Consider the following 23,015-nt stretch of genomic DNA (forward strand, 5'->3'; position numbering starts at 1 on the left):
CTTGAGGTAGCAATAATGACGCGTACTGCAAATGAGTTTCTTACTCCGCAAGCGATCAAGGTCGAAGCGGCAAGCGGGACCTCGGCAAAAGTTATTCTAGAACCATTAGAGCGTGGCTTTGGTCATACTCTTGGTAATGCTTTACGTCGCATCCTTCTTTCTTCTTTACCTGGCGCAGCTGTGGTAGAAGTTGAAATTGAAGGTGTCGAGCACGAGTACAGTACTTTGGAAGGCTTGCAGCAGGACATCGTCGAGCTCTTGCTGAACCTGAAAGGATTGTCTATTAAGCTGTTCGATCAAAATGAAGCTTATTTGACATTGGAAAAACAAGGTCCAGGCGATGTAACTGCTGCAGACCTTCGTTTACCACATAATGTTGAAGTGGTTAACCCTGAACACTTGATCGGCACGTTAAGTGCTACAGGCAATTTAAAAATGCGCCTGAAAGTTGCTCAAGGCCGTGGTTATGAAACATCTGACTCACGTTTCCCAGAAGGCGAAACTCGCCCTGTAGGTCGTTTGCAGTTAGATGCTTCTTATAGCCCAATCAAACGTGTGTCTTACATCGTAGAAAATGCGCGTGTAGAACAACGTACTGACCTTGACAAGTTGGTCATTGATCTTGAAACCAATGGTACAGTTGATCCAGAAGAAGCAATCCGCAAAGCGGCAACAATCTTGCAACAACAAATTGCAATTTTTGTTGATCTTCAGAAAGATCAAGCTCCTGTTGCTCAAGAGCCTCGTGAAGAAGTTGATCCAATCTTGCTTCGTCCAGTAGATGATCTAGAGCTTACTGTTCGTTCTGCTAACTGTTTGAAAGCAGAAAATATTTACTACATTGGTGATCTTGTACAGCGCACTGAAGTTGAGCTACTTAAAACGCCTAACTTGGGTAAAAAATCGCTTACAGAGATCAAAGATGTTCTGGCTTCAAAAGGCTTACAGCTCGGCATGCGTTTAGAGAACTGGCCACCGGCTAGTCTCCGTATGGACGATCGTTTCGCCTATCGTAGCCGTTAATTAAGTAGGACTATCACCATGCGTCATCGTAATAGTGGTGTGAAATTAGGCCGTACAAGCAGCCATCGCAAAGCGATGTTCCAAAACTTGGCTAATTCTTTGTTCGAACACGAGTTAATCAAAACGACTGTTCCTAAGGCAAAAGAATTACGTCGTGTTGCTGAGCCTTTAATCACTTTAGCTAAAAACGATACAGTAGCAAACCGTCGTTTGGCGTTTGCTCGTACTCGTTCAGCAGCAACTGTTGGTAAATTATTTACCGTTCTTGGCCCTCGTTACAAAGAACGTAACGGCGGTTATCTACGTGTTCTTAAAGCGGGCTTCCGTGCGGGTGATGCTGCACCGATGGCTTACGTTGAGCTAGTAGATCGCGAAGTTAAATAATTTCGCCAAGAATAACGCACGTTGTTCGAAAAAGACCGGTTTTACCGGTCTTTTTTTATGCCTGTAAATTTTTCAAGCATGCTTATAATTTAAAATTGTCCCGAAATGATAAGAATTTAAGCTTCTTTTTTTAAACTTGACATTGTGTATTGTCAAATATGTGTTTTAATAAAATCATCATTCAAGCTGGACAATAAAACATGGATAAGCAGGTTGATATTTTAATTATTGGGGCAGGTATTTCAGGTATTGGTTTGGCTGCACACCTCAAGCAACATTGCTCGCAACGTTCTTTTGAGATTATTGAGCGTCGCCAAAGTTTTGGAGGAACGTGGGACTTATTTCAATATCCTGGTATTCGTTCAGATTCAGATATGTCCACTTTTGGCTATAATTTTAAACCTTGGAAAAAAACCAATGTACTGGCGGATGGCGCATCAATCAAAGGTTATTTGGCTGAAGTTATTCAAGAAAAATCATTAAATAGTAAAATTCATTTTCAGCATCGTGTGTTATCTGCTAACTATGACAGCCAAGCACGTAAATGGACGTTAAAAATTGAAAATGCAGCCCAGCAGATTGAAACTTGGGTGGCTAATTTTGTGCTCGGTTGTACTGGTTATTATAATTATGATCAGGGCTTTCAACCTGAGTTTCCAAATCAAGCAGCGTTTAAAGGCACTTTTATTCATCCGCAACATTGGCCTGAGAATTTTGATTATCGTGGTAAAAAAGTTCTCATTATTGGCAGTGGTGCAACTGCAATAACTTTGGTACCTGCGATGTCTAAAGGCGGTGCAGCGCATGTAACGATGTTGCAGCGCTCGCCGACTTATATTGCTTCAGTGCCTGCAATGGATTTTGTTTATCAGCAAATGCGTAAAGTTTTGCCTGAAGATGTTGCTTACAAAATCACGCGCGCACGTAATATTGGCATGCAACGCGCCATTTATGCTTTAGCACAAAAACAGCCGAAATTACTGCGGACTTTGTTGCTGAAATCTATCCAAATGCAGCTCAAGGGTAAGGTAGATATGAAGCATTTCACGCCACATTATAATCCGTGGGATCAGCGTTTATGTGTTGTGCCTGATGGTGATTTATTTAAGATTTTACGCGAAGGGCATGCCTCGATTGAAACCAATCAAATTGCAAGTTTTACTGAAACAGGTGTGCAATTAAAATCGGGTAAACATTTGGATGCCGATATTATTGTGTCTGCGACAGGTTTGAATATTCAGATTCTAGGTGGTATTCAAGCCACAATTGATGGTGTGCCTTTAGACACTTCGAAGCACATGCTATATCAAGGTGTGATGATCAGCGATGTGCCGAATATGGCGATGATTATTGGCTATATTAATGCCTCTTGGACGCTTAAAGTGGATGTGGCTGCGGATTATATTTGTCGTTTGCTCAATTATATGGATCGACAAGGTTATGACGAGGTAATTCCTCAAGGTGACCAAACAGAGTTATTGGAAGATACGGTGATGGGCAGTTTGAGTTCGGGCTATATCGCGCGTGCTGCTAATGTGATGCCAAAGCAAGGCAAACATGCGCCATGGCGAGTGACCAACAATTACTTAGAAGATCGCAAAACTTTAAAACAAGCAAGTTTTGAAGATGGTATTTTAAAATTCAAACAAGCTGTGCCTGCACAGCAGCGTAAACCTAAATTAGTGTCTTAAATCGTTGGGTGCAAAAATAATATGGCACAAGAAATTTAAAATTGCTTGCGCCATTTTTATGTTGAGGTGGAAATTTTATAAAGAACGTGAAATCAGCTCTTTCATAATTTCATTGGTGCCTGCATAAATACGATTGGCCCGATTGTCTAAGTAAGCACGTGCAATTGGATACTCAAGCATATAGCCATAACCACCATGCAGTTGTAGACATTCATCCACCACTTTGGAGTACATCTCTGAAATTTTATATTTGGCGGCCGCTGCAGCTTCAATACTGAGCTGATCTTGAAGTTGTAACTGCATACATTGATCTAAAAAAGCACGACAGAAATCAATTTCGGTGCGTAATTCTGCCAGTTTAAAGCGCGTATTTTGAAAGCTATGAATACTTTTGCCAAAGGCTTGACGTTGCTGAGTATATTGCAGTGTATGTGCAAAAGCAGCTTCTGCACCTGCTTGGCAAATAATCGCGACAATTAAGCGTTCCCAAGCCAGTTCTTTCATCAGCATGATAAAGCCCATGCCTTCTGCACCCAATAAATTGCTGCGAGGCACGCGGACATTATCAAAAAATAATTCGCAAGTGTCCTGACCTTTCATACCAATTTTATTCAGTGGTTTGCCTTTGCTAAATCCCGCACGGTCTGCTTCTACCAATATTAAAGACAGATTGGCTGAACCTTTGTCTGTGTTCGCTGTTTTACATACCACAATCGCCATGTCGCACAAATAGCCGTTGGTAATAAAAATTTTAGAACCATTAATCACGTATTCATCGCCATCCAATACCGCAGAGGTACGCACAGCTTGTAAGTCTGAACCTGTACCGGGTTCGGTCATGGCAATCGCGGTGATGACTTCGCCTGTGGCCATGCGGGGTAACCAGTGTTGTTTTTGTTCAGTTGTGCCAAAGTTATTAATGTAATTGGCGACAATATCTGAATGCAGTGAAAAACCGGTAGCACTGTCACCTGCATAGGCTTGTTCTTCAATCAAAATCATGCTGTATAAGCGGTCTACCCCTGAACCTGCATATTCTTCAGGCATGGTGCTACACAGCAAACCCAAAGCACCTGCTTTACGCCATAGCTCACGATCTACATGCTGCTGCGCTTCAAATTTTTCAGTATGGGGGATGACTTCCTGCAAATAGAATTTTCGTACCAAATCACGAAAACTATCGTGTTCAGCGCTGAATAAGGTGCGCGGTAACATATTGGCAATGGGGCGAATTGCGGCAGATTGCATGGTTTTATCTTCCTGATGTTGTTATTTTGAATTCACCTTAGAAGAATTTATAGGGGGCAACAAGGTGCAAAAGTTTCAATTGCAAATGAAAGATGATGCTTTTGGTCAATGCTGCATAAAAGTCATCGAAACTTTAAAAGGGGTCGGTTAAACTAGCCTGAGTTTAATTTTAATGGGGAAACCGCATGAGTGATGACATCAGCTTAGAAGAACGCAAAGTGATTTACCGTGCCCGTCGTGGTTTAAAGGAAATTGATGTCTATTTTGACCCGTATGTGAAAAATCATTATTTGACTGCCAGTGCGGAAGAAAAACAAATGTTTGCCGATTTGGTTGAGCAGGAAGACCCAGATTTATTGGATTGGTTTATGGAAGTGTCTGAGCCACCACGTCCTGAGTTGAAAGATTTTATCCGTAAACTAAAGCATTATGTGCATGGCTAAGCAGCAGTTTCAGCTGAAACCTAGTGTCATCGCAATAGTGTTTCAGCTGATGATCGCTCTACTCATCGTTTGGCTTTTACTACAAGTGTTAAAGCCATGGCTTAGCGTTGTATGTATTGTCATTATGGGCTGGACATATTTTAAATTTGTTCGTGCAAACCGAATTGTTGGTTTAGATCAATTAGATGACCGTGAATGGTCAATTTCCTATCTCGCGCCTCGTGTAGTATCACAACAGATTAAAAGCACAGCTCGCCAAACTGAAATTCAGCATGTGCAACTGCGTCAAGTGATAGATCATCAAATTTATATCGTCATGGAATTTCAGCAAGCCTTTAAACCTCTGGTGATTTGGTGTGATCAGGTTTCCAAGGCGGAATGGAAGGCTCTAAAAATATTGGCGAAAATGCTCTAATTTACAGACAGCTGTATATTTTTATAATAATAAAAAACTATAAGTATCATAAAGATAAAATTATCATCTATTTTTCGTGTCCTGATCAGTCATTTTATATTGGCATAAAAGATTACACATATCCCTATTTTTAGTTATATTCATTCCAGACAAGTGTAGATCAATACAAATCAGATTCCTGAAATGTGCAGATTTAAATTTAGTCGAAAGATTTTTTAAGATAAGCCCGAATTGGGCATCAGTTAATAAGTAGCATGTGCTGAACCGTCGCAATGCTACTTTTTTTTGCCTAAATTTTGTCGGATGACAGATTTCAGTCAATTTTAGTCACTTTAAAACATGGCAAAGTTATCCATCTGAAGCAGCAAGTAGACGCTTTTATTCAGATATTGCTTCTGCTATGTTTGTTGCAATGGACATAAACACAATTATAGAGGACAGGAAAATGTCGCAAGTCCAAAAAATAGGCCAGGGTGTGGCCGTATTTGCAATCACAAGTTTATTATTATCAGGTTGTTCACAAGTGATCAAAACAGGTGCCAATGTCGCACTTGGATTTACTGAAAAACATATTGTGCCACCAATTTTAGCGATGGAAGATGCTGAAATGGTGTGTAATTCTGGTAATTCCTTAACCCCTGCCATTATGGCGACTAAAGATATGGGCGCAGACCCAACCCGTGTTGCGGTACTGATGTACTCGGCGGCGGGCATTTGTGCCGAAGAAAAAGCTTTGGATGCTGAATTGCGTTATTTACGTGCAGCAAAAGCAGGGCAAGTAGGCGAAGCGCAAGATGCGCGGATTCAACAAAAGCGTTGGGCGGCTTTGGCTGCACAGCGTCAATACACAGGCTATCAACTGTTTCAGCATCGTTGGGAAAAGAAATATCGGAAACCTTTGGGCGAAGGTTGTCCAAAAATGAACAGTGATATTGACCAAACCGTGTATATGTTGGGGATGTTGAGCGGCTTGCAAGCCATGACCAATGATATTAATTCAGGCGGGGCAGTGCATGTGCCTAAAGACATTGCTGCGATTGTTGAACGTGGCATGACCTGTTTAAATAATGAAAAATTCTGGGGTGCACCAGAGGCAACACGTGCCGTAATTTGGACTTTGCTTCCAGGTGCGGGAGATGGCAAACCTGATCCGTATCAAACCTTAAAGCAGTCGATGCAAATTGGTGAAAATAAAGGCGTGCGTTTATCACACGCTTTATATGCGGTTGCTGCCCAAGCCAGTGGTGAAGATGCCAAAATCCGCGATGCACTCAAAGCCTTTTCTAATGCACGCAGTGACGAAAAACCTGTAAATCCACAATTTAAATTGATTGATGCCATGGCAGGAAGCATGGTACAAGGAATTTCAGACCGTTACTGGACTGAACATACAGGTGTGCGTACTGGTGATCAGCAACGTTTCTGGGATGAACAAGATGATTCATCTGAATTAGATGATTTATTTAATGAGGATACGGCAGCTCAATTGTAAAAATATCAAGATTGCCCAATTCAATATAGACAAGAAGTTTTAGGATTGGGCAATCCGTTTGCCGAAGCACATAACAAGAATAATTTGGAGGATGCAAGCGCCTATGCAATATTCATCTCAATTTCTCAGTCGAAAAATTGTGTTTATTGCGGCATGTATGTCGGTTTCGGCATGTTTGCAGATTTTTGCAGAGCATTTTATTTATTGGTCTACACATTTATTGGATGAATTTTGGCGCTTATGGACAGGGCATTGGGTGCATGTGGGCTGGATTCATTATTTACTCAATATGATCGCGTTTGCCTGTTTACCTTTTATTTTTCCGCATGCCAAAGTATGGCACTTTGTGGCGCTTTTGTTGGTACTACCGCCAGCGATTAGTCTGAGTTTCTATTACTTCCTTGCCGATATTAATGCCTATGCAGGACTTTCTGGGGTGTTGCATGGTGCTTATGTGGCGGTGGCATGTGTGCATTTGCTTTATAAAAAAGAACGTGGCTTTGCCACATTGGTCTTGCTGCTTATTTTATCTAAACTGATTTGGGAAAATACAGTGGGCAGTTTGGGTACAGCAGAATTAATCGGCAGTCCTGTATTAGTTGAGGCACATTTATTGGGGGTGATTTGGGGAGTAATTTTTGCACTGGCTTATATTATTTGGGCCTATTGCATTGATCCGCATTAAAATTACATCAAAATGATGGCAAAAAGGGCTCACAAAAAATCTCACAATTGACCATTTTTACTTAAAAGAAAATCTATATTGTCATTTTAAAAATAACGACGCTCATGCACATTTAAACTGAATACAAAAATGCTCAATGGAAGATGGACATTCCGTTGAATAAGGATAGACAGAAATTCGAGAGTCTCGGTTTCTGCGCAGAATAAAAACAGGAAAATATATGCACAATAACGGACAACGCAGGTCTGGCTTGGCTTTGCTCAGACATATATGGACAGAATGGATTTCTACATTCGTTATTTTGATCTTGTTGTTACTGACCCTCATTATTGGTACAGGTGAAATGGTACATGGTCAGTTGTTGCGCATGGGTGAACGCCTATATGGTGACCCTGCAACAGGTATGCAATATTCATTTTTACGTGCCGAACCCACTGCACCTGACTGTGAACGCAACCCCGATGTCGATGCGCAAGTACATGCCCAAATGCAAGCCAATGCTGCTGATGAGTTTGCCGATATTTTTGGCACCGCCTCTGAGTCAGATGTCCGTGCTTCAATTTTGGCAGCCAAACAAATTTGTGAAGAAAAATTTCAATTTCATGATCAGGCGATTCAGCATATTCAAGCTCATCCAAGCTTGAAAATGTATCGAACCATTGAAACCTCTTTCTTTGGCATTTTTAAATTTGGTACTGAAAACCGTGCCATTTTATTGGTGTTGATGGTGGTCTTTGCTGCAATTAGTGCCACTTTAAAGACCCATCACATTGGTTTACGTGGCCCTGCGACCAAAATTGACTTCAAGGTGTATTCGACCTTAATGGTGGTGGCGAATGGTTTCTTAACCTCGTCAAGTATCAGTCAATATCGTTCAGTACTCAATTCAGGCGTACCGATGAGTGGTGAAACGCAAATCATTTACTGGATGTGGATGATTCTGTTTGCAACTCTGACTTTAATTAGTTTATTCCAGCTTATTAAGCCACCTGCACCAACCCGTGAAGGCGGTAGTTTAGGTCTTGCTTTCCTGAGTGTGCCTTTGTATGCCTATATGGCAATTAGTACAGGTTTCTCCTTTACCATCCTGATGGATTATCCAATGGGGCAAGGGATTTACTTGGGGCAACTGGTCGAATTCTCCAGTATTTTCCTGAACTTGGCATTGTTTATTTGGGCGGGGATGTTGCTCAAACAAACCCGAATTGTGGATTTGTTCCTGAATATTCTGCGTCCGTGGAATTTGGCACCTGAAACCTTAACCTGGCTGATTCTGATTGCTGCTGCATTACCAACGGCTTATACCGGTGCATCGGGGATTTTTGTCATTGCTGCAGGTGCGATCATTTATAAAGAAGTTTGGAATGCGGGTGGACGACGTCAGTTTGCATTAGCGGCAACTGCCATGTCGGGTTCAATGGGGGTGGTGCTTCGCCCTTGCCTATTGATTGTTGTGGTGGCATCGCTGAATAAAGAAGTCACAACGGACATGCTATATCACTATGGTTTGTATGTGTTTCTTTTGACTTCAACCCTGTTTTTAGTGATTTCATTGTTCTTTGCTGAAAATAAATTCCGCATTGCTGCACCAAGAATAGCTGCGCCATTGTCCCTACGTGCTATTGGCCCTATAATGCCCTATATCCTTATTTTTGTGTTGATTTGGCTGTTCTATAAATATGCTTTAGACACCAATATGAATGAATTTACTGCTCCTGTCATGATGCCGGTTATTTTATTGATGATGGTGCTATTTGATAAATTGCGCCATGAACCTGCACCTATTCCAGCCATGGGGCAGTGGGATCAGAGTTTTGATCATAAGCCTACAGCACAACAGACAACAGCTTCATCTGAGCGTTCATTATTGACCGCACCTGATTCACCATTGCGTCAATATGGTTTTTTCAAAGCACTGCATTTATCTACCAGTGAAACGGTGGGACATATTGGGGCATTGGTGATTTTGATGGCGCTTTCAGTCAGTGTGGGCGGCTATTTAGAACGCATTGAAATTATGGAAGCGTTTCCAACAGACATTAGCAGCATCTTTATTGTGATTAGCCTGATTGTTGCCCTGATGATTTTTGTGGGCATGATTATGGATCCATTTGGTGCGGTGATTCTAATTTCTGCAACGGTTGCACCTGTGGCTTATCAATATGGGATTCATCCTGTGCATTTCTGGATGATTACCTTAATTGGTTTTGAACTAGGCTATGTGACGCCACCTGTAGCGCTGAATCACTTATTGGCAAGGCAGTCGATTGGTGATGAAGAAGTCGCTGCAGCCGATGCAGAAGTTCGTCATAAATCGTTCTATTATCGTTATGAGCGTTGGATTTTGCCTATGATTGTGATGCTTCCTGCGATGTTGATTATTGCTTATGCACCGTATGCGTTTAAGCTATTCGGCTGGTATGAATAAGCACATGGATACTTAATCACTGTCATCTTATTATTTAACAGCACCCTGTAGTTCGCTATGGGGTGTTTTTTTAATAGGTTGATATGCAGGGAATACAAAGCAGCATTATGAATGCGGGGAGTGATGATTCAGGTGTTTTTGTAACAGTGGACTGCATAAAATAATGGCAAGCAAAATGAGGGCAAAGCCAATCAAACTAAATAAGTCTGGCGTTTCATGCCAAAAGCTAAAGCCCCAAATCCCTGCAAAAATAATCGCAATGTAATTTACAGGGCCAATTTGCCCTGCAGGGGCAAGGCGGTAGGCATTGGACATAAAGATCTGACTGATATTGGCCAGTAATCCTGCGCCAATTAAAAAACTCAACTCTTTTAAGTTGTAGGGGCGCCATGACCAAAACATCGGTACAACAGAAATGAGTGTACCAATCATGCAAAAATAAAACACAATGCGTTCAGGCGGTTCTGTTTGAGTCAGGGCGCGTACTGTGACAAAAGCCATCGCTGCTAAAAAACTGGCACTGAGTCCAATCGCGGACATACTATTAAACATACCCGCATCGGGTTTGGCGACAAATAACACGCCAAATAAACCAATGAACGCAGCCCATAACATTGGTTTGGTGATTTTTTCTTTAAGGAATAGCCATGCAATTAGGGGAATAAAAATAGGCGATGAATAGGTGAAGACCATTGCATTGGATAGTTTCAGATTGGCAATTGCGTAGAAAAAGCCATACATGGCGGTTAATCCGACCACCGAACGCCAAGTGTGCATCCATAATTTTTCGGTTTTAAAAAAGCCCAAGCCTTTATTGAAAATGAGAGGGATAAAAATAAACAAACCAATAAAATTACGGAAAAATACCACCGTGGCATTATCAACCGTTTCTGAGGCGTAACGAACGCACACCCCCATGAGCGAAAACAGAAAGGCAGAACAGGTTAGCAGCATAATTGCTTTGAGCAAATTTTGTTGAGCAGAACCAGAAGATGTCATACAAATAAAGCCAGAATAACCTCAGGCTATTCTAGCTTAAATTGGCTACAACACTGACCCTTTATCGTATTTTAAAATGACTGATGTGAAGCAGAGGAGGCTTACTGTGCCAGTTGGGCTTCCAGTATTTTGATTTGTTCTTCTTTCAGTTTAATCAGCTCATCGGCATCGCTATGTTGCTGTTTTAATAAGGCACGTTGATCATTCAGCTGATTTTGAATGTCATCTAATTTAGCCACTTCTTCTTTGGCAAGCGCTGCATTCTCAGATATAGGTGCTTTGAGTAAATCTTCTGTGACCAACTGTTTTGGTGCTGCTTCATCTTCTTGCAATGGCGTTGCTTCAGCAGGTACAGCTTTCGCTACAGACGCCGTAGTTGGGGCAGTTTCTATAGGCGCAGTATTGTTGCTATCGCCCATCCATTGAAAGATAAATACGGCAATAATGACAATAATTAACCCGCCCGTAATGGCCCATAAGAGCTTAGGGTTATGTCGTTGATCTTCAGTCATGCGTTGTTGAACCTTATTGTTTTACTTTGACTGACGCGGCTTAAACTGGATCACCCCAATTTCATCTGAAACCTCTGGGATTTCAGGTTCATCAATATGTGTCGGACGGTTTTCCGTATAATCACACTCGATACATTCGATCCATTCAGCTTCGCCAGCGGTGAGCATGACAACCCGATCCATCGCCTGACATTTTGGACATTTTGCGCCTGCAATGAAACGACGTTTAATGGTCATCACGACTCCCCTAACTTCATCTAAAGTTCTTAGTTTAAGCGTTTTTGACTATGTTCGTCCAACCTTGATGACGTAATAGTGCGTCTATTTTTGGCTCGCGTCCGCGGAAATTGATAAATGCGTCAAGCGCTGAATCTTTTCCGCCAACTGCTAGAATAAACTGTCTAAACTGCTTGCCAGTTTCGGTGTTAAATAGCCCTTCATTTTCAAAGCGATCAAAGGCATCGCTGGCCAAAACCTCTGCCCATTTGTATGAATAATATCCTGCAGCATAGCCGCCTGCGAAAATATGGCTGAAGCTGTGCTGGAAGCGGTTGTAAGCTGTAGTTGGCGCAACGGCATAGTTTTGACGAATATCATCTAGCATGGCTTGAATCTGTTCCGCATTTAAAGCAGGGTTGCTGCGATGAATACTTAAATCGAACAGGGCAAATTCAATTTGGCGCAGGCTCTGCATTCCCGACTGGAAGAAACGTGCATCTAACAGTGCTTTAAGCAGGTGTTCTGGCAGGGTGTCTTGGGTTTCAATATGCGCACTCAGCATATCTAAACTATCTTGATCCCAAGTCCAAAATTCCATGAATTGGCTTGGTAATTCCACCGCATCCCAAGCGACACCATGTGTACCTGCCACAGCAATATTATCTACTTCAGTTAGCATGTGATGTAAGCCATGTCCAAATTCATGGAATAGGGTGATGACTTCATCATGCGTTAAAAGCGCGGGTTGGTCTGCAACAGGTGGGGTAAAGTTACACACCATATAGCAAATTGGTTTTTGTAAACCTTGTGCCAATTGCATGCGTGAACGGAAACCACTCATCCATGCGCCGCCGCGTTTGCCTGTACGGGCATATAGATCAAAGTAAAAACCACCAATCACTTGACCTTGATCTTCAAGTTCAAAATAACGTGCATCAGGATGCCAAACAGGGGCAGCGCGCTCAATAATATCGACATCGTATAAACGCTTGACGATGCTAAATAGACCTTCAACCACTTTCGGTGCAGGGAAATATGGTTTTAACATTTCTTGTGAAAGGTTAAATTGCTGTAATTTTAATTTTTCAGAATAGTAGCCTGTATCCCACGGTTGTAAGGTATCAATCCCATCTTGGGCAGCAATGGCTTTGAGTTCGGCAATTTCTTGTTCTGCAGGTGCTCGCGCATGTTCTGCCAGTTCACGCAGGAATTGATCGACCGCCTCGACACTTGGTGCCATTTTGCTGGCAAGGGATAATTCTGCATAGTTGTTAAAACCGAGCAATTGCGCCATTTCTTGACGTAAACGCAAGATTTCTTCCATGATCGGGGTGTTGTCAAATTCAGACTGGGCTGATTGATCGGACGCGCGAGTAGTGTATGCCTGATACAAGGTTTCGCGCAAAGCACGATCATCGGCATAGGTCATAATGGCTAAATAGGCAGGAATATCCAGTGTTGCCACAGGTTGTTCTAGCTCGCGTTGCTGACCATATTGTTTGAGCAATTCAACGCTGCTAGGCGGTAAGCCTTTGAGCTGATCTTCTGATAATACTTTGTAATAGGCTTGAGTAGCATCCAAAACATGATTGGAAAAGTCTGATGACAGTTGCGATAAACGCGCTGAAATTTCAGCATAGCGTTTTTTGGCTTCGCCTTCTAAGGCCACGCCTGACAGTTTAAAGTCACGCAAGGCCAGTTGAATTGCGCTTTGTTGTGCAGCAGGCAAATCTTTAAAGGTGTTGGCATCGTGAATATGTTGATAAGTTTGATATAACACTGTGTGCTGACCAAGCTGAGTATAGTAGTCACTTAAACTGGGTAATAACGCCTGATACACTTCGCGGGTTTCAGTATTATTCATGACCGCATTTAAATGTGACAGCACGCCCCATGCTTCGCTCATATTATTTTCGAGCTGATCAATCTGTTCTAAAACATTTAATTGTGCTGTAATACTTTCAGGTACTGCAGTCAGCTTATTTAAAAAGCTTTTTCCCTGCTGAATAGCATGCTCAATTTTTTCTTTTAAATCTGCCAGTGTAATTTGATCAAACTGTGGAACAGGTAAAGTTGCTTGCTGTAATTTCATTTTTTGAGTGCCATCTAAATTTCTTTCATGATTTATAGATGTAGGGCTTTTGAGGGCTGAAATCAAGGCATAAGGGCAGATTTAGCTAATCAAGGTGATAAATTCAGCACAATACGGCTGTTTGACGCGATCCCCAAAAACAAAAAGAGCCGTAGCTCTTTTTGAAGTTGTTAGAAAGAAGTTGAAAATAGTTGATGCTAGTCCAATTTAGACTTGGCATTGGCTTTTTTCTTTTTCACCTTGGTCTTTTTTTTGGCTTTGTCTTTCGGTTTAGCTTCCGACTTCGCTGAGGTTTTTTTACCGTAAGAGCTCGGTTTGCTTTTTGGCTTTTTCTTCGGCACAGGTTGCTCACCGTTTTCACTTAAAGTCGCCTTGCTTGGACGCTCAGAAAAAACTTCTTCAGTGGCTTCACGGCTGAACGGTTTTGCCACGCGCGGTGCGCGCATACGAATAGCACGACCTGCATGGGTGAGTTGCTGCATGAGCTCAAAATCAATTTTGCGATCTTCTAAATTGACAGCCGCGACTTTAATTTTAACTTCATCGCCCAAGCTAAAGCTTTGACCACGTGCTTGTCCAATTAGACTTTGGCTGGCTTGGTCAAATACAAAGAAGTCATCGCCCAACTGGCTGACATGAATCATGCCATCGACATAAAGGTCTTTGAGAGTAACAAATAAACCAAATTCGGCTACTGCAGAAATTACGCCCACAAATTCTTCACCCAAATGCTGCTGCATATAGTGGCATTTTAGCCATGTGGTGACAGAGCGTGAGGCTTCATCGGCACGACGTTCAGTTGCAGAATAATGTTCGCCTGCATCATCTAAAGCTGCGCCCGAAAGTGGTGATGGTTTTTGTTTTAAATGCGCTTTAATGGCACGATGCAACAATAGGTCAGGGTAGCGACGGATTGGTGAAGTGAAATGCGTGTAGGCATCGTAAGCTAAACCATAGTGACCTGAATTATTGGCGCCATAATAGGCTTGCATCATTGAGCGTAATAACACCGCGTGAATACTTGGTGCATCAATACGATCTTTAGTGGCTTCAATCACCGCTTGATAGTCGGCCTGAGTGGGTTGTTCTGGAAAATGTAGCCCAAGTAATTTGACAAAATCACGGACTTTTTGAATACGTGAAAACTCTGGCGGTTCATGCACACGGTACAGCATCGGCACATCATGTTTGAGTGCATATTCTGCTGCTGCGACGTTGGCGAGTAACATACATTCTTCAATCAGTTTATGCGCATCGTTACGGCTGCGCGGCAAAATTTCTTTAATTCCACCTAACTCATCAAAGGTCATGTAGGTTTCAATGGTTTCAAATTCCATGGCATGACGTTCGGCACGTAAGCCTTTAAGCACTTGATACAGTTGGAACAGGGTATTTAATGATTTGCGCATTTCCCGATCTTCAGGAATTGCCGCACTGTCACCCTCAAAATATTGTGCCACTTGGGTATAGGTTAAACGCGCTTTGGAATGCATGACCGAAGGATAAAACTCAAAACCTGTGACCCGACCTGCGCGTGACAGTTTTAAATCGCAGACCATACACAAACGGTCAACCTGCGGATTGAGTGAACATAAACCATTCGATAAAGCTTCAGGCAACATCGGTAATACAAAATGCGGGAAATAGACTGAAGTCCCACGTTCCTGTGCTTCATCATCCAATGGTTTGCCTGTGCGGACATAATGGCTGACATCGGCAATCGCGACCACGACACGGTAGCCACCGCCTGGACGTTTTTCTGCGTACACCGCATCGTCAAAGTCGCGGGCATCTTCACCATCAATGGTCACTAAGGCTAAATCGCGTAAATCAACACGTCCTTCACGGTCTTGGGCAGTCGGTTCTTGAAAGCTTTCGGCTTCTTGAATGACCTCTTCAGGAAACTCATACGGCAGACCAAATTCTAAAATGGTTTGCGGAATAATAATTTCAGTATCGGCTTTGTCTGCCATCGACTGAATAATATGTCCTGTGGCAAATTCTTCGCGGGTTGGATAGTCGTCAATCGCAATGCGCACAGAATCGCCCAATTTAACTTGGGCATGTTCAATCAATTCTTTTTCAAGGGTAATGGGCTGATGGCTATTTGGCTGGGCAGGCTGAATAAAATATTCACCATCGTATTCTGACAATTTACCAATGATTTGTTTGACACGACGTTGGGTGACTTCGGTAATAAAGCCCCATGCCTTGCCTTTACGATCTACCGATGTCTGGCGGACTTTGACTTGATCGCCATTAAACACCAAACGTAGTTCGCGTTCAGGCAATAAAATATCTTCATGACCTGCAATATTGGCTGTGCCTAAACCTTTACTGTTGATGTAAACCGTGGCGTCATGAGTCGGTTGTTCTGCAGCCAGCTGGAACTTGAATCCATCTTTCATGAGCTGACCATCACGTACCATGGCAATTAAACGATGGCTCAGGGCATCAATACTTTTTTGATCGGCAATCGCAAAATGCTCTACCAAGTCTGCATGTGACTGTGCCGCTTGCAAGGTTTCAATGGTTTCTAAGATTAAGGTACGGCTTGGAATAGGATTTTCGTAGCGTTCGGCTTCAGCTTTTGCTTCAGGATCGACCCAATTTTTCATCATGGAATAAACTTCATGTCAGAAGATAGGTTTAGCATAAGTCATGTACGGAAAGACTGCACGTAAATGATTGCAATAATGTGTTTTCTGTCGTTATTTTACAATGTTTCTGGTTTTTGTGCAGCGATTGCCAAAAGTTCAGGCGCAATTCTGGCGATGAATCCTGAAAATTGTTTAAAAAATATTTAATTGAGCAAAAATATGCAAAAATTGTGGTATCGAAGCTTGCAGTGCTAGCACTTAATTTGTATTATGGCGGCACGTTACGGTGAGATGGGTGAGTGGCTGAAACCACGTCCCTGCTAAGGACGCATACGGGTAACTGTATCGAGGGTTCGAATCCCTCTCTCACCGCCACGCTTTACTTATGTCGCGCTCATAGCTCAGCTGGATAGAGCACTTGGCTACGAACTAAGGGGTCGGGAGTTCGAATCTCTCTGAGCGCACCAATAAGTAAACCGAACAGTAACGTATCGCCTAAATTGGCACACAAGTAATGCGCTCATAGCTCAGCTGGATAGAGCACTTGGCTACGAACTAAGGGGTCGGGAGTTCGAATCTCTCTGAGCGCACCAACTTGAACAATCAACCGCTTAAATGCGGTTTTTTTGTGCCTGAAATTTAGTAAACTCACACAACATTCGGTTCGTTAAAGAATAGTGCACTCATGGTTTTACGGTAAAATTCTTTTGAATCGTCCAATATCTGTGCATTTGATTGCAAAATGATGAATTAATACTTAACAGCCAGAAAAAAACACGTATAATGCACCCCATCAAGTCGTCGCGCTCATAGCTCAGCTGGATAGAGCACTTGGCTACGAACTAAGGGGTCGGGAGTTCGAATCTCTCTGAGCGCACCAACTTGAAATAAAAAACCGCACTTTTGATGCGGTTTTTTTGCATCTACACTATCTAAAAATGATGAAATTTCTGTGTCAAAAGCATGACCATTGTTTTACGTCTGGCTTTGAGCGAATAAACACGAAAAAAATAAGGAAAGTGCTCAATCTAGTGTAAGATTTAGCTCAATTTGAATGACTTGATGATGAGCTTATGTCTGACACGCAGCCAGCATTGTCTTTGCGCTATTTTTTAAATTTAGAAGAATCTCAAGACGGCTTTGCCCTTGCGACTTTTGGTAAAAAACAATTTACCCGTTTTATTACACCGCTGATTAGTGTGGCGATTATTGCTTGGGGCTTTTATTTGGGCTTCGATGGGGTAGGTCGCTATTATGTTGCGCTCGGTGCTTTCTTTTTAATCTTGCAAACTTTAATGCGTTATTGGTTTTTGCCAATGATGTTTAAACGCCAGTTTGTAAAATACCAATTTGGTAAAAGCGAGCAAGGTATTGATTTATTTCAGGACTATGCCGAGCTGTATGCCAGTGGTCGTAAACAGGTATTTCATTATAACGAGGTGCAAAATTTCGCTGTAGGTAAACTGACCTATATGCTGGAATTAAAAAATCGTACAGTGGTGATTGTACCGAAACGTGCATTTAATCAGCCTGCAGAACAAACGGTTTTTGAAAATACTTTTAAAAAGTAAGTTCTAATTTTCCCAATTTACGAATTATTTGAGGATGATCATGAGTACACGTCCATCTAAAATTGTCTGTGTCGGTCGCAGTTATGCAGACCATGCCAAAGAATTAGGTAATGCTGTACCTGATCGTCCTGTGTTATTTATTAAACCGCCAAGCAGTTTACGCAGTTTAAGTGATGGGATTACGTGGAATAAGGTCTGGGGCAATTGTCACTATGAATGTGAATTGAGTTTACGCATTGACCAACCTTTAAATGCAGACACAGATCCTGCCAAAGTATTGGATGCTGTAGGTGCAGTAACTTTGGGCTTGGATTTAACTTTGCGTGAGTTGCAGGATGAACTCAAGAAAAAAGGACAGCCGTGGGAACGAGCCAAAGCGTTTGATGGCTCTTGTGTGTTGGCAGACTGGGTAGATGTATCGGAAATTCAGGACTGGAAAAACGTGCAATATCGTTTGGACATTAATGACGAATTACGTCAGCAAGGTGATACCAGTTTATTGATTTTTGATATTGCGGCATTGTTGGCAGATATTAGCCAAGTATTTAGTTTAGAACCTGGTGATGTGGTAATGACTGGTACACCTGCAGGGGTGGCAGCATTACAGTCGGGCGATCAGTTGAAGATGACCTTACAAGGACGTACTCAGGCATTTGTCTGGACGACTTTTGTAAAATAAATAGTGGTGTAAACGGTGATGTCATCAAAAGATGAGTATCACCGTTTTGTACTTGCTTTTAAATCCAATGGTTATACTTTCAGTAAATGCTGAAATTTACTGCGTAATTTATTCAGTTTCGGTGGAATGGAAAAATTGCAGTAGCCCTGATTTGGATTTTTGGCAAAGAAATTCTGATGATAGTCTTCTGCAGGGTAAAATTCAGGTGCTGCACTGAGTTCAGTCACAACATTCACACCTTCAGCTTGTAAGGCTGCAATCATCTCGGCGGCAGCTTGTTGCTGTGTAGCATCTAAATAATAAATCACAGAGCGGTATTGTGTGCCGACATCATTGCCCTGACGGTTTAATGTGGTTGGGTCGTGTGTGGCAAAAAACACCTCAAGTAATTGTGAATAGCTGATCTGCTGCTCATCAAAATCAATCAAAATGACTTCTGCATGTCCGCTGTCGCCACGGCAAATATCTTCATAGCTTGGGTTTAAGGTATGTCCACCTGCATAACCGCTGGTGACTTTTTCTACGCCTTGCAGTTGTAAAAATACGGCTTCGACACACCAGAAACATCCGCCACCAAACAATGCTTGTTGCATGATTTTGTCCTTATATTTTATGAATAAACCATTTTAAGCCTGTCTATTATTAGGCTTAGCCGTTAACGTGCAGCCGTTGGTGTTTCAAATTGAATCAGTAAATTTCCATGGCGATCTAGCAATTTCAGGGTTTTACCATAGACCTGATAATGCGTCACTTTATTTAGGGCTTCATGAAATTTCTGATCTAAGTTGTTGTTATTTAAGCAAGCCATTCGCGTGGTTGCCAATTGCCCCAATTGTAGGGTGTCACGTCCTGCGACATAACTACCGCTGAGTCGGTTACAACTATCTGAACCTGTGACTGTTTGTGTGGCGGCATCAAAGTTTAAATATGGCAAGTTTTGGCGGTTTGCTTCTGTTTTTAACATGCTGTTGCCCAATTGCGTAGCAGTCCATATACGTTGTACTAAGTTGGCTTGATTGATTGCGCTAATTTGGCTTGCACTCGTTTGAGTTGGCATAGTTTCACATCCTGATAAAGCAATCATTGCACCCAATAAGGTGATCCCGAAGTATTTTTTTAGCATGGAATGATCTCTAATTTTTTGAAATTGTTGCTATCTAAACAAATTATGCGCCGTGGCTCTAGTTGAATTTGTATGTTTGCTGCAACTTTTTCCAAGATATGGTGTGGTTTTTTCTCTGAATTGATTGTATCTGCGCAAAATGACCAAAATAGGTCAGGGCAGCACTTTGTTCTGATAAGTCGGATGCGAATAAGGCGTGCTGATGTTTGCTGAAGAATCGAGCTGCACGCCTTGTCGAATGAGCGCGGAAAAGTCTTGGCTGTGGATATCTTTTAAGTTTTCCACACGTGGGTTAATGTGGGCACGTTGATACCAAGTTTGCATATCCCAACGATGATCCAGCGCATGCAAATCATATAAATAATTGGGTAAATAACCCGAAGCAAACAGACGATAGTCGGCAGGGAAACGTTTTTGAGATACTGCCTGAATCATGTCAAACAGCAGCGTGGTGCAATTACTGGTCAACGTATTATACCAACGCGCTTTGGCGGCTAAAGCATCGGCTTTATGCAGATATTCCTGAAACAGTGCTTGTGCTTCTTGTGGATTGAGCTGGATCGGGAAAAAATAAACTTGCTCACCCCGAATATTGCTGCGGGTGTAGATGATATCTTTTTCATCGGCAGCGACAAGGCTGAGTTCATATTGCCGAAAGAAGCCACCAATCGCAGAAAACTCTTCGTGTTTTTCTTTGCGAATTTCAATGGAAAAGGTGAGTGGCGCTTGATCGGCAAAGTCAAAACTGACTAAGGTATGCGCAATTTTTGGCCCCATCCAGTAAGAGGTGATGATATTCACCCCCGTAATCTGTTTCAGGTTAAATTGGCGGGTTTCCCAACGTTCGGTATAGCGACCATCGGCATGCCAGTCAAAATTGCGGACATTGTGCAGCGTGACCTGATCTTGTACTTGTTCATAATGCAGCATACGGGCTACTTCAGGGTTCCAGTCACGGTCTTGCTTGGCATCCATCCCAAAATACCAAAACAGCCCCAAGGTAAAACCCAAAAGATAAACCAAAATATCCTGATTGCGACTGAGCAAATGCTGAGTGATATAAATGCCCAAAATGCTGAGGGTGAAGGCTAGCCAAGTCCCAATCAGCACACGGCTCATTAACCAACCCAAAGGCTGATGAATCCACAAGGCCATACTGAGCCAAATAGAAGAAAGAACGACACCTAAACTGAAGATGAAATGCAGCATCCGCCATTCCTGAGGCAAAGTTAAATTCCGTTTAAGTCATCATAATCAAATATTGCCAAGGCTGTCAGCATTATTTTTGATAGCGGGCAAACTCAAAGGCAATCCCTGATTTTTCATCGACATGCTGTTCTGAGGCCACTTTTTTAAACTCGGCAGGAATGGCAGGATAATGCGCATCTCCCTGAACATCTAGTTCAATATGTGTCAGTTCCAAACGGTCAGCAATCGGCATAGTTTGGCTAAAAATTTCACCACCACCAATAATAAATAAAGTGTTTGGTTTTTCTGAGGCTTGAACATCGGCAACGGCTTGTTGCAAGGCATCTTCAATGCTATGCGCCACTTTTGTGCCTTCAAATGCCCAGTTTGGGTCGCGGGTAATCACCCAATTGACACGTTTAGGCAGGGTGCGTCCCATCGACTCCAAGGTTTTGCGTCCCATAATCACCACGCCACCTTGGGTGATTTCTTTGAAGTGTTTTAAGTCTGCCGAAATATGCCACGGCAATTGGTTACCCTGACCAATGCAGCGTTGTTGATCCATAGCGACTACGTGTACAACTTCTAAATTTTGAAATGACATAATTAGGCTCGTATTTTCTTAGTCTGCCAAGCATCTTTTGGGGACGTTGGGGCAATTTAAATGTTGAGATGATAAATCTAGCAACAGGCAATTAAACAGCGACAGGTGCTTTAATTGCAGGATGTGACTCATAGCCTACAATTTCAATATCTTCAAATTTAAAATCGAAAATATCTTTGATTTCAGGATTGAGTTTTAACTGACATAACGCCAGTGGTTCACGGCTTAGCTGTAACTGTGCCTGTTCAAAGTGGTTGGCATATAAATGCGTATCGCCACCTGTCCAGACAAAATCTCCGACTTCTAAATCACAGACTTGCGCGATCATGTGGGTTAGTAAAGCATAGCTGGCAATATTAAAAGGCACGCCTAAAAACACATCGGCACTGCGTTGATATAGCTGGCATGAGAGTTTGCCGTTGTGCACAAAAAACTGGAATAAAGTATGGCAAGGCGGTAAAGCAACTTGACCTGCTTCTTTCGGGTTCCAGCCTGACACGATTAAACGACGTGAATTTGGATTGGTTTTAATTTCATTGATTAACCATGCAATTTGGTCAAAACCATCTTGCTCATACAGACCATCGGCTTTTTGTGTTGCACCAAAATTACGCCATTGATGTCCGTACACTGGGCCAAGTTCACCTTCAGGACGACCAAAGCGCGCGGTTTGTTCTGCGGTAGACCATTCATCCCAAATACTGACTTTATGTTCTTGTAGGTATTTGACGTTAGTATCGCCTTTTAAAAACCACAACAGTTCAATCACGATAGAACGGAAATGCACTTTTTTGGTGGTGAGCAGGGGAAAGCCTTGCGCTAGGTCAAATCGCATTTGATGCCCAAACACTGAACGCGTGCCAGTTCCAGTACGGTCGCCTTTATCGCCACCATGGTCAAGAATATGTTGGAGTAGGTCTAAATACTGGCGCATAGCGTTCTCTGGTCAAGCAAAAGTGAATATTTTGTGGGCTGGGCCATTCTAGGCTCAATAAATCAGAAAGAATAATAGCAGAGTTTTTAAAGTTGTGACTTTATTGTGTGTCGGAAGCTTGATGATGATGCAGCAAAGACAACGGTGAAAACAAACAAATGGCCAAAGCGGTAAAGCCGATGCCTTGTGCACCCGATAGTAAAATTTCACCGTGTTGAATCTGCAGAAAAATGAGTGCGAGTAACAACGCCAGTGGAATCCAAGTCAATAGTCGTGCTAACCAACCTGTTGGATGTTGGGCGGTAAAATGAATTTTGCAGTAACGACAAATTAAAAAAACAAGACCTGCAGCCAGAAACATTAAAATCGCATCGAGCTTTAAGGGTTCTAAGAAATATAACGCTGCAGTGACCAACGCGATCAGCATTAGCAGGGTAATTTTCTTTGTGACGGTAATCTGTGGGTTAAACCAAAATTCAAGCATGTGAGATATTGATGTCTGAAAAGTATGAGTACTAGATGGCACTGTAGCATAAAAAAAGGCGAAGATTGACTTCGCCTGAGTGACTCATTTTAGAGTTAAAAAGTAGATTTGATTTCATGGGGTAGGTAGTTTTTCTATTGCTGTTCTTAATGTATTGGCTGCAGACTTGTTGTAAAGATTACAGATACCATTAGAGAATTG

General features: G+C 42.3%; 22 protein-coding genes and 4 tRNA genes. 14 read left to right on the forward strand and 12 right to left on the reverse strand.

Going from position 1 to position 23,015, the window contains the following annotated elements; translation table 11 throughout:
• The first annotated feature begins 15 nt into the window (after window positions 1-15).
• The 3 genes from VF675_RS07085 (at window position 16) to VF675_RS07095 (ending at window position 3,098) form a co-directional block, all read left to right on the forward strand.
• Complete coding sequence (locus VF675_RS07085; RefSeq protein ID WP_096901364.1) at window positions 16-1,023, forward strand: DNA-directed RNA polymerase subunit alpha; 1,008 nt, start codon at window positions 16-18, stop codon at window positions 1,021-1,023.
• A gap of 18 nt (window positions 1,024-1,041) precedes the next feature.
• Entirely contained in the window at window positions 1,042-1,407 is a 366-nt protein-coding gene (gene rplQ / locus VF675_RS07090) for a 50S ribosomal protein L17 (RefSeq protein ID WP_004974746.1), read from the forward strand.
• A 200-nt stretch (window positions 1,408-1,607) separates the two neighbouring features.
• Window positions 1,608-3,098: a flavin-containing monooxygenase gene (locus VF675_RS07095; protein WP_440204992.1), complete on the forward strand. Its 1,491-nt coding sequence runs from the start codon at window positions 1,608-1,610 to the stop codon at window positions 3,096-3,098.
• Between the two features lie 75 nt (window positions 3,099-3,173).
• On the opposite strand, the gene VF675_RS07100 is transcribed toward VF675_RS07095, so the two are convergent.
• Window positions 3,174-4,346: an acyl-CoA dehydrogenase family protein gene (locus tag VF675_RS07100; protein ID WP_440204993.1), complete on the reverse strand. Its 1,173-nt coding sequence runs from the start codon at window positions 4,344-4,346 to the stop codon at window positions 3,174-3,176.
• 185 nt (window positions 4,347-4,531) lie between these two features.
• Between VF675_RS07100 and VF675_RS07105 the strand changes: the two genes are divergently transcribed.
• From VF675_RS07105 to VF675_RS07125, 5 genes are all read left to right on the forward strand, one after another.
• Complete coding sequence (locus tag VF675_RS07105; protein ID WP_004974752.1) at window positions 4,532-4,789, forward strand: FAD assembly factor SdhE; 258 nt, start codon at window positions 4,532-4,534, stop codon at window positions 4,787-4,789.
• The gene (locus tag VF675_RS07110; protein WP_440204994.1) at window positions 4,782-5,204 is read left to right on the forward strand and encodes a hypothetical protein; all 423 of its coding nucleotides are present in this window, start codon (window positions 4,782-4,784) and stop codon (window positions 5,202-5,204) included. Before VF675_RS07105 ends, VF675_RS07110 begins: the two co-directional genes overlap by 8 nt.
• A 445-nt stretch (window positions 5,205-5,649) precedes the next feature.
• Window positions 5,650-6,696: a hypothetical protein gene (locus tag VF675_RS07115; protein ID WP_004974758.1), complete on the forward strand. Its 1,047-nt coding sequence runs from the start codon at window positions 5,650-5,652 to the stop codon at window positions 6,694-6,696.
• A 103-nt stretch (window positions 6,697-6,799) separates the two neighbouring features.
• Complete coding sequence (gene rrtA / locus VF675_RS07120) at window positions 6,800-7,381, forward strand: rhombosortase (protein WP_004974760.1); 582 nt, start codon at window positions 6,800-6,802, stop codon at window positions 7,379-7,381.
• 1,054 nt (window positions 7,382-8,435) lie between these two features.
• The gene (locus tag VF675_RS07125) at window positions 8,436-9,809 is read left to right on the forward strand and encodes a TRAP transporter large permease subunit (RefSeq protein ID WP_440205000.1); all 1,374 of its coding nucleotides are present in this window, start codon (window positions 8,436-8,438) and stop codon (window positions 9,807-9,809) included.
• 105 nt (window positions 9,810-9,914) lie between these two features.
• Here the strand turns inward: VF675_RS07125 and VF675_RS07130 are convergent, their stop codons facing one another.
• The 5 genes from VF675_RS07130 to rnr form a co-directional block, all read right to left on the reverse strand.
• A complete protein-coding gene (locus VF675_RS07130; RefSeq protein WP_004974770.1) occupies window positions 9,915-10,808 on the reverse strand; it encodes a DMT family transporter in 894 nt (297 codons plus the stop codon).
• Between the two features lie 101 nt (window positions 10,809-10,909).
• Window positions 10,910-11,320, reverse strand: coding sequence for a hypothetical protein (locus VF675_RS07135; RefSeq protein WP_253106454.1), 411 nt, complete (start codon window positions 11,318-11,320; stop codon window positions 10,910-10,912).
• Between the two features lie 21 nt (window positions 11,321-11,341).
• Window positions 11,342-11,551: a YheV family putative zinc ribbon protein gene (locus VF675_RS07140; protein WP_171062592.1), complete on the reverse strand. Its 210-nt coding sequence runs from the start codon at window positions 11,549-11,551 to the stop codon at window positions 11,342-11,344.
• 40 nt (window positions 11,552-11,591) lie between these two features.
• Window positions 11,592-13,631, reverse strand: coding sequence for a M3 family metallopeptidase (locus VF675_RS07145; protein ID WP_440204995.1), 2,040 nt, complete (start codon window positions 13,629-13,631; stop codon window positions 11,592-11,594).
• A gap of 197 nt (window positions 13,632-13,828) precedes the next feature.
• Window positions 13,829-16,252, reverse strand: a complete 2,424-nt coding sequence (gene rnr, locus VF675_RS07150) for a ribonuclease R (protein WP_353675436.1) — start codon at window positions 16,250-16,252, stop codon at window positions 13,829-13,831.
• A 264-nt stretch (window positions 16,253-16,516) separates the two neighbouring features.
• On the opposite strand from rnr, the gene VF675_RS07155 reads away from it, so the two are divergent.
• The 6 genes from VF675_RS07155 to VF675_RS07180 all read left to right on the forward strand — a co-directional run bounded on the left by VF675_RS07155 (window position 16,517) and on the right by VF675_RS07180 (window position 18,481).
• Window positions 16,517-16,606, forward strand: a tRNA-Ser gene (locus VF675_RS07155).
• A gap of 15 nt (window positions 16,607-16,621) precedes the next feature.
• A tRNA-Arg gene (locus VF675_RS07160) sits at window positions 16,622-16,698 on the forward strand.
• 49 nt (window positions 16,699-16,747) lie between these two features.
• Window positions 16,748-16,824 (forward strand) — tRNA-Arg (locus tag VF675_RS07165).
• 210 nt (window positions 16,825-17,034) lie between these two features.
• Window positions 17,035-17,111: transfer RNA gene (locus VF675_RS07170), tRNA-Arg, on the forward strand.
• Window positions 17,112-17,304: 193 nt separating this feature from the next.
• Complete coding sequence (locus tag VF675_RS07175; protein ID WP_303364364.1) at window positions 17,305-17,802, forward strand: YcxB family protein; 498 nt, start codon at window positions 17,305-17,307, stop codon at window positions 17,800-17,802.
• 34 nt (window positions 17,803-17,836) lie between these two features.
• Complete coding sequence (locus VF675_RS07180) at window positions 17,837-18,481, forward strand: fumarylacetoacetate hydrolase family protein (RefSeq protein ID WP_286428345.1); 645 nt, start codon at window positions 17,837-17,839, stop codon at window positions 18,479-18,481.
• Window positions 18,482-18,552: 71 nt separating this feature from the next.
• On the opposite strand, the gene msrA is transcribed toward VF675_RS07180, so the two are convergent.
• The 6 genes from msrA to VF675_RS07210 form a co-directional block, all read right to left on the reverse strand.
• Window positions 18,553-19,074, reverse strand: a complete 522-nt coding sequence (gene msrA, locus VF675_RS07185; RefSeq protein ID WP_004974785.1) for a peptide-methionine (S)-S-oxide reductase MsrA — start codon at window positions 19,072-19,074, stop codon at window positions 18,553-18,555.
• A gap of 62 nt (window positions 19,075-19,136) precedes the next feature.
• On the reverse strand, window positions 19,137-19,604 hold the full coding sequence (locus VF675_RS07190; RefSeq protein WP_440204996.1) for an META domain-containing protein: 468 nt from the start codon (window positions 19,602-19,604) through the stop codon (window positions 19,137-19,139).
• Between the two features lie 153 nt (window positions 19,605-19,757).
• Window positions 19,758-20,813, reverse strand: coding sequence for an Lnb N-terminal periplasmic domain-containing protein (locus tag VF675_RS07195; RefSeq protein WP_004974789.1), 1,056 nt, complete (start codon window positions 20,811-20,813; stop codon window positions 19,758-19,760).
• 70 nt (window positions 20,814-20,883) lie between these two features.
• Window positions 20,884-21,396 carry a dihydrofolate reductase gene (locus VF675_RS07200; RefSeq protein ID WP_004974792.1) on the reverse strand — a complete coding sequence of 171 codons (513 nt, stop codon included), beginning with the start codon at window positions 21,394-21,396 and terminating at the stop codon, window positions 20,884-20,886.
• A 91-nt stretch (window positions 21,397-21,487) separates the two neighbouring features.
• On the reverse strand, window positions 21,488-22,330 hold the full coding sequence (thyA, locus tag VF675_RS07205) for a thymidylate synthase (protein WP_440204997.1): 843 nt from the start codon (window positions 22,328-22,330) through the stop codon (window positions 21,488-21,490).
• Between the two features lie 100 nt (window positions 22,331-22,430).
• Complete coding sequence (locus VF675_RS07210) at window positions 22,431-22,814, reverse strand: hypothetical protein (protein WP_440204998.1); 384 nt, start codon at window positions 22,812-22,814, stop codon at window positions 22,431-22,433.
• Between the last annotated feature and the right edge of the window lie 201 nt (window positions 22,815-23,015).

The sequence above is a fragment of the Acinetobacter sp. Lyrl_1 genome, assembly GCF_051948795.1.
GTDB classification, from domain to species: domain Bacteria; phylum Pseudomonadota; class Gammaproteobacteria; order Pseudomonadales; family Moraxellaceae; genus Acinetobacter; species Acinetobacter towneri.

Coding starts and splice junctions, on each gene's coding strand:
- VF675_RS07085 (WP_096901364.1), top strand. CDS start 16: ATGACGCGTACTGCAAATGAGTTTCTTACTCCGCAAGCGATCAAGGTC.
- rplQ (WP_004974746.1), top strand. CDS start 1,042: ATGCGTCATCGTAATAGTGGTGTGAAATTAGGCCGTACAAGCAGCCAT.
- VF675_RS07095 (WP_440204992.1), top strand. CDS start 1,608: ATGGATAAGCAGGTTGATATTTTAATTATTGGGGCAGGTATTTCAGGT.
- VF675_RS07100 (WP_440204993.1), bottom strand. CDS start 4,346: ATGCAATCTGCCGCAATTCGCCCCATTGCCAATATGTTACCGCGCACC.
- VF675_RS07105 (WP_004974752.1), top strand. CDS start 4,532: ATGAGTGATGACATCAGCTTAGAAGAACGCAAAGTGATTTACCGTGCC.
- VF675_RS07110 (WP_440204994.1), top strand. CDS start 4,782: ATGGCTAAGCAGCAGTTTCAGCTGAAACCTAGTGTCATCGCAATAGTG.
- VF675_RS07115 (WP_004974758.1), top strand. CDS start 5,650: ATGTCGCAAGTCCAAAAAATAGGCCAGGGTGTGGCCGTATTTGCAATC.
- rrtA (WP_004974760.1), top strand. CDS start 6,800: ATGCAATATTCATCTCAATTTCTCAGTCGAAAAATTGTGTTTATTGCG.
- VF675_RS07125 (WP_440205000.1), top strand. CDS start 8,436: ATGGCAATTAGTACAGGTTTCTCCTTTACCATCCTGATGGATTATCCA.
- VF675_RS07130 (WP_004974770.1), bottom strand. CDS start 10,808: ATGACATCTTCTGGTTCTGCTCAACAAAATTTGCTCAAAGCAATTATG.
- VF675_RS07135 (WP_253106454.1), bottom strand. CDS start 11,320: ATGACTGAAGATCAACGACATAACCCTAAGCTCTTATGGGCCATTACG.
- VF675_RS07145 (WP_440204995.1), bottom strand. CDS start 13,631: ATGAAATTACAGCAAGCAACTTTACCTGTTCCACAGTTTGATCAAATT.
- rnr (WP_353675436.1), bottom strand. CDS start 16,252: ATGATGAAAAATTGGGTCGATCCTGAAGCAAAAGCTGAAGCCGAACGC.
- VF675_RS07175 (WP_303364364.1), top strand. CDS start 17,305: ATGTCTGACACGCAGCCAGCATTGTCTTTGCGCTATTTTTTAAATTTA.
- VF675_RS07180 (WP_286428345.1), top strand. CDS start 17,837: ATGATCATGAGTACACGTCCATCTAAAATTGTCTGTGTCGGTCGCAGT.
- msrA (WP_004974785.1), bottom strand. CDS start 19,074: ATGCAACAAGCATTGTTTGGTGGCGGATGTTTCTGGTGTGTCGAAGCC.
- VF675_RS07190 (WP_440204996.1), bottom strand. CDS start 19,604: ATGCTAAAAAAATACTTCGGGATCACCTTATTGGGTGCAATGATTGCT.
- VF675_RS07195 (WP_004974789.1), bottom strand. CDS start 20,813: ATGCTGCATTTCATCTTCAGTTTAGGTGTCGTTCTTTCTTCTATTTGG.
- VF675_RS07200 (WP_004974792.1), bottom strand. CDS start 21,396: ATGTCATTTCAAAATTTAGAAGTTGTACACGTAGTCGCTATGGATCAA.
- thyA (WP_440204997.1), bottom strand. CDS start 22,330: ATGCGCCAGTATTTAGACCTACTCCAACATATTCTTGACCATGGTGGC.
- VF675_RS07210 (WP_440204998.1), bottom strand. CDS start 22,814: ATGCTTGAATTTTGGTTTAACCCACAGATTACCGTCACAAAGAAAATT.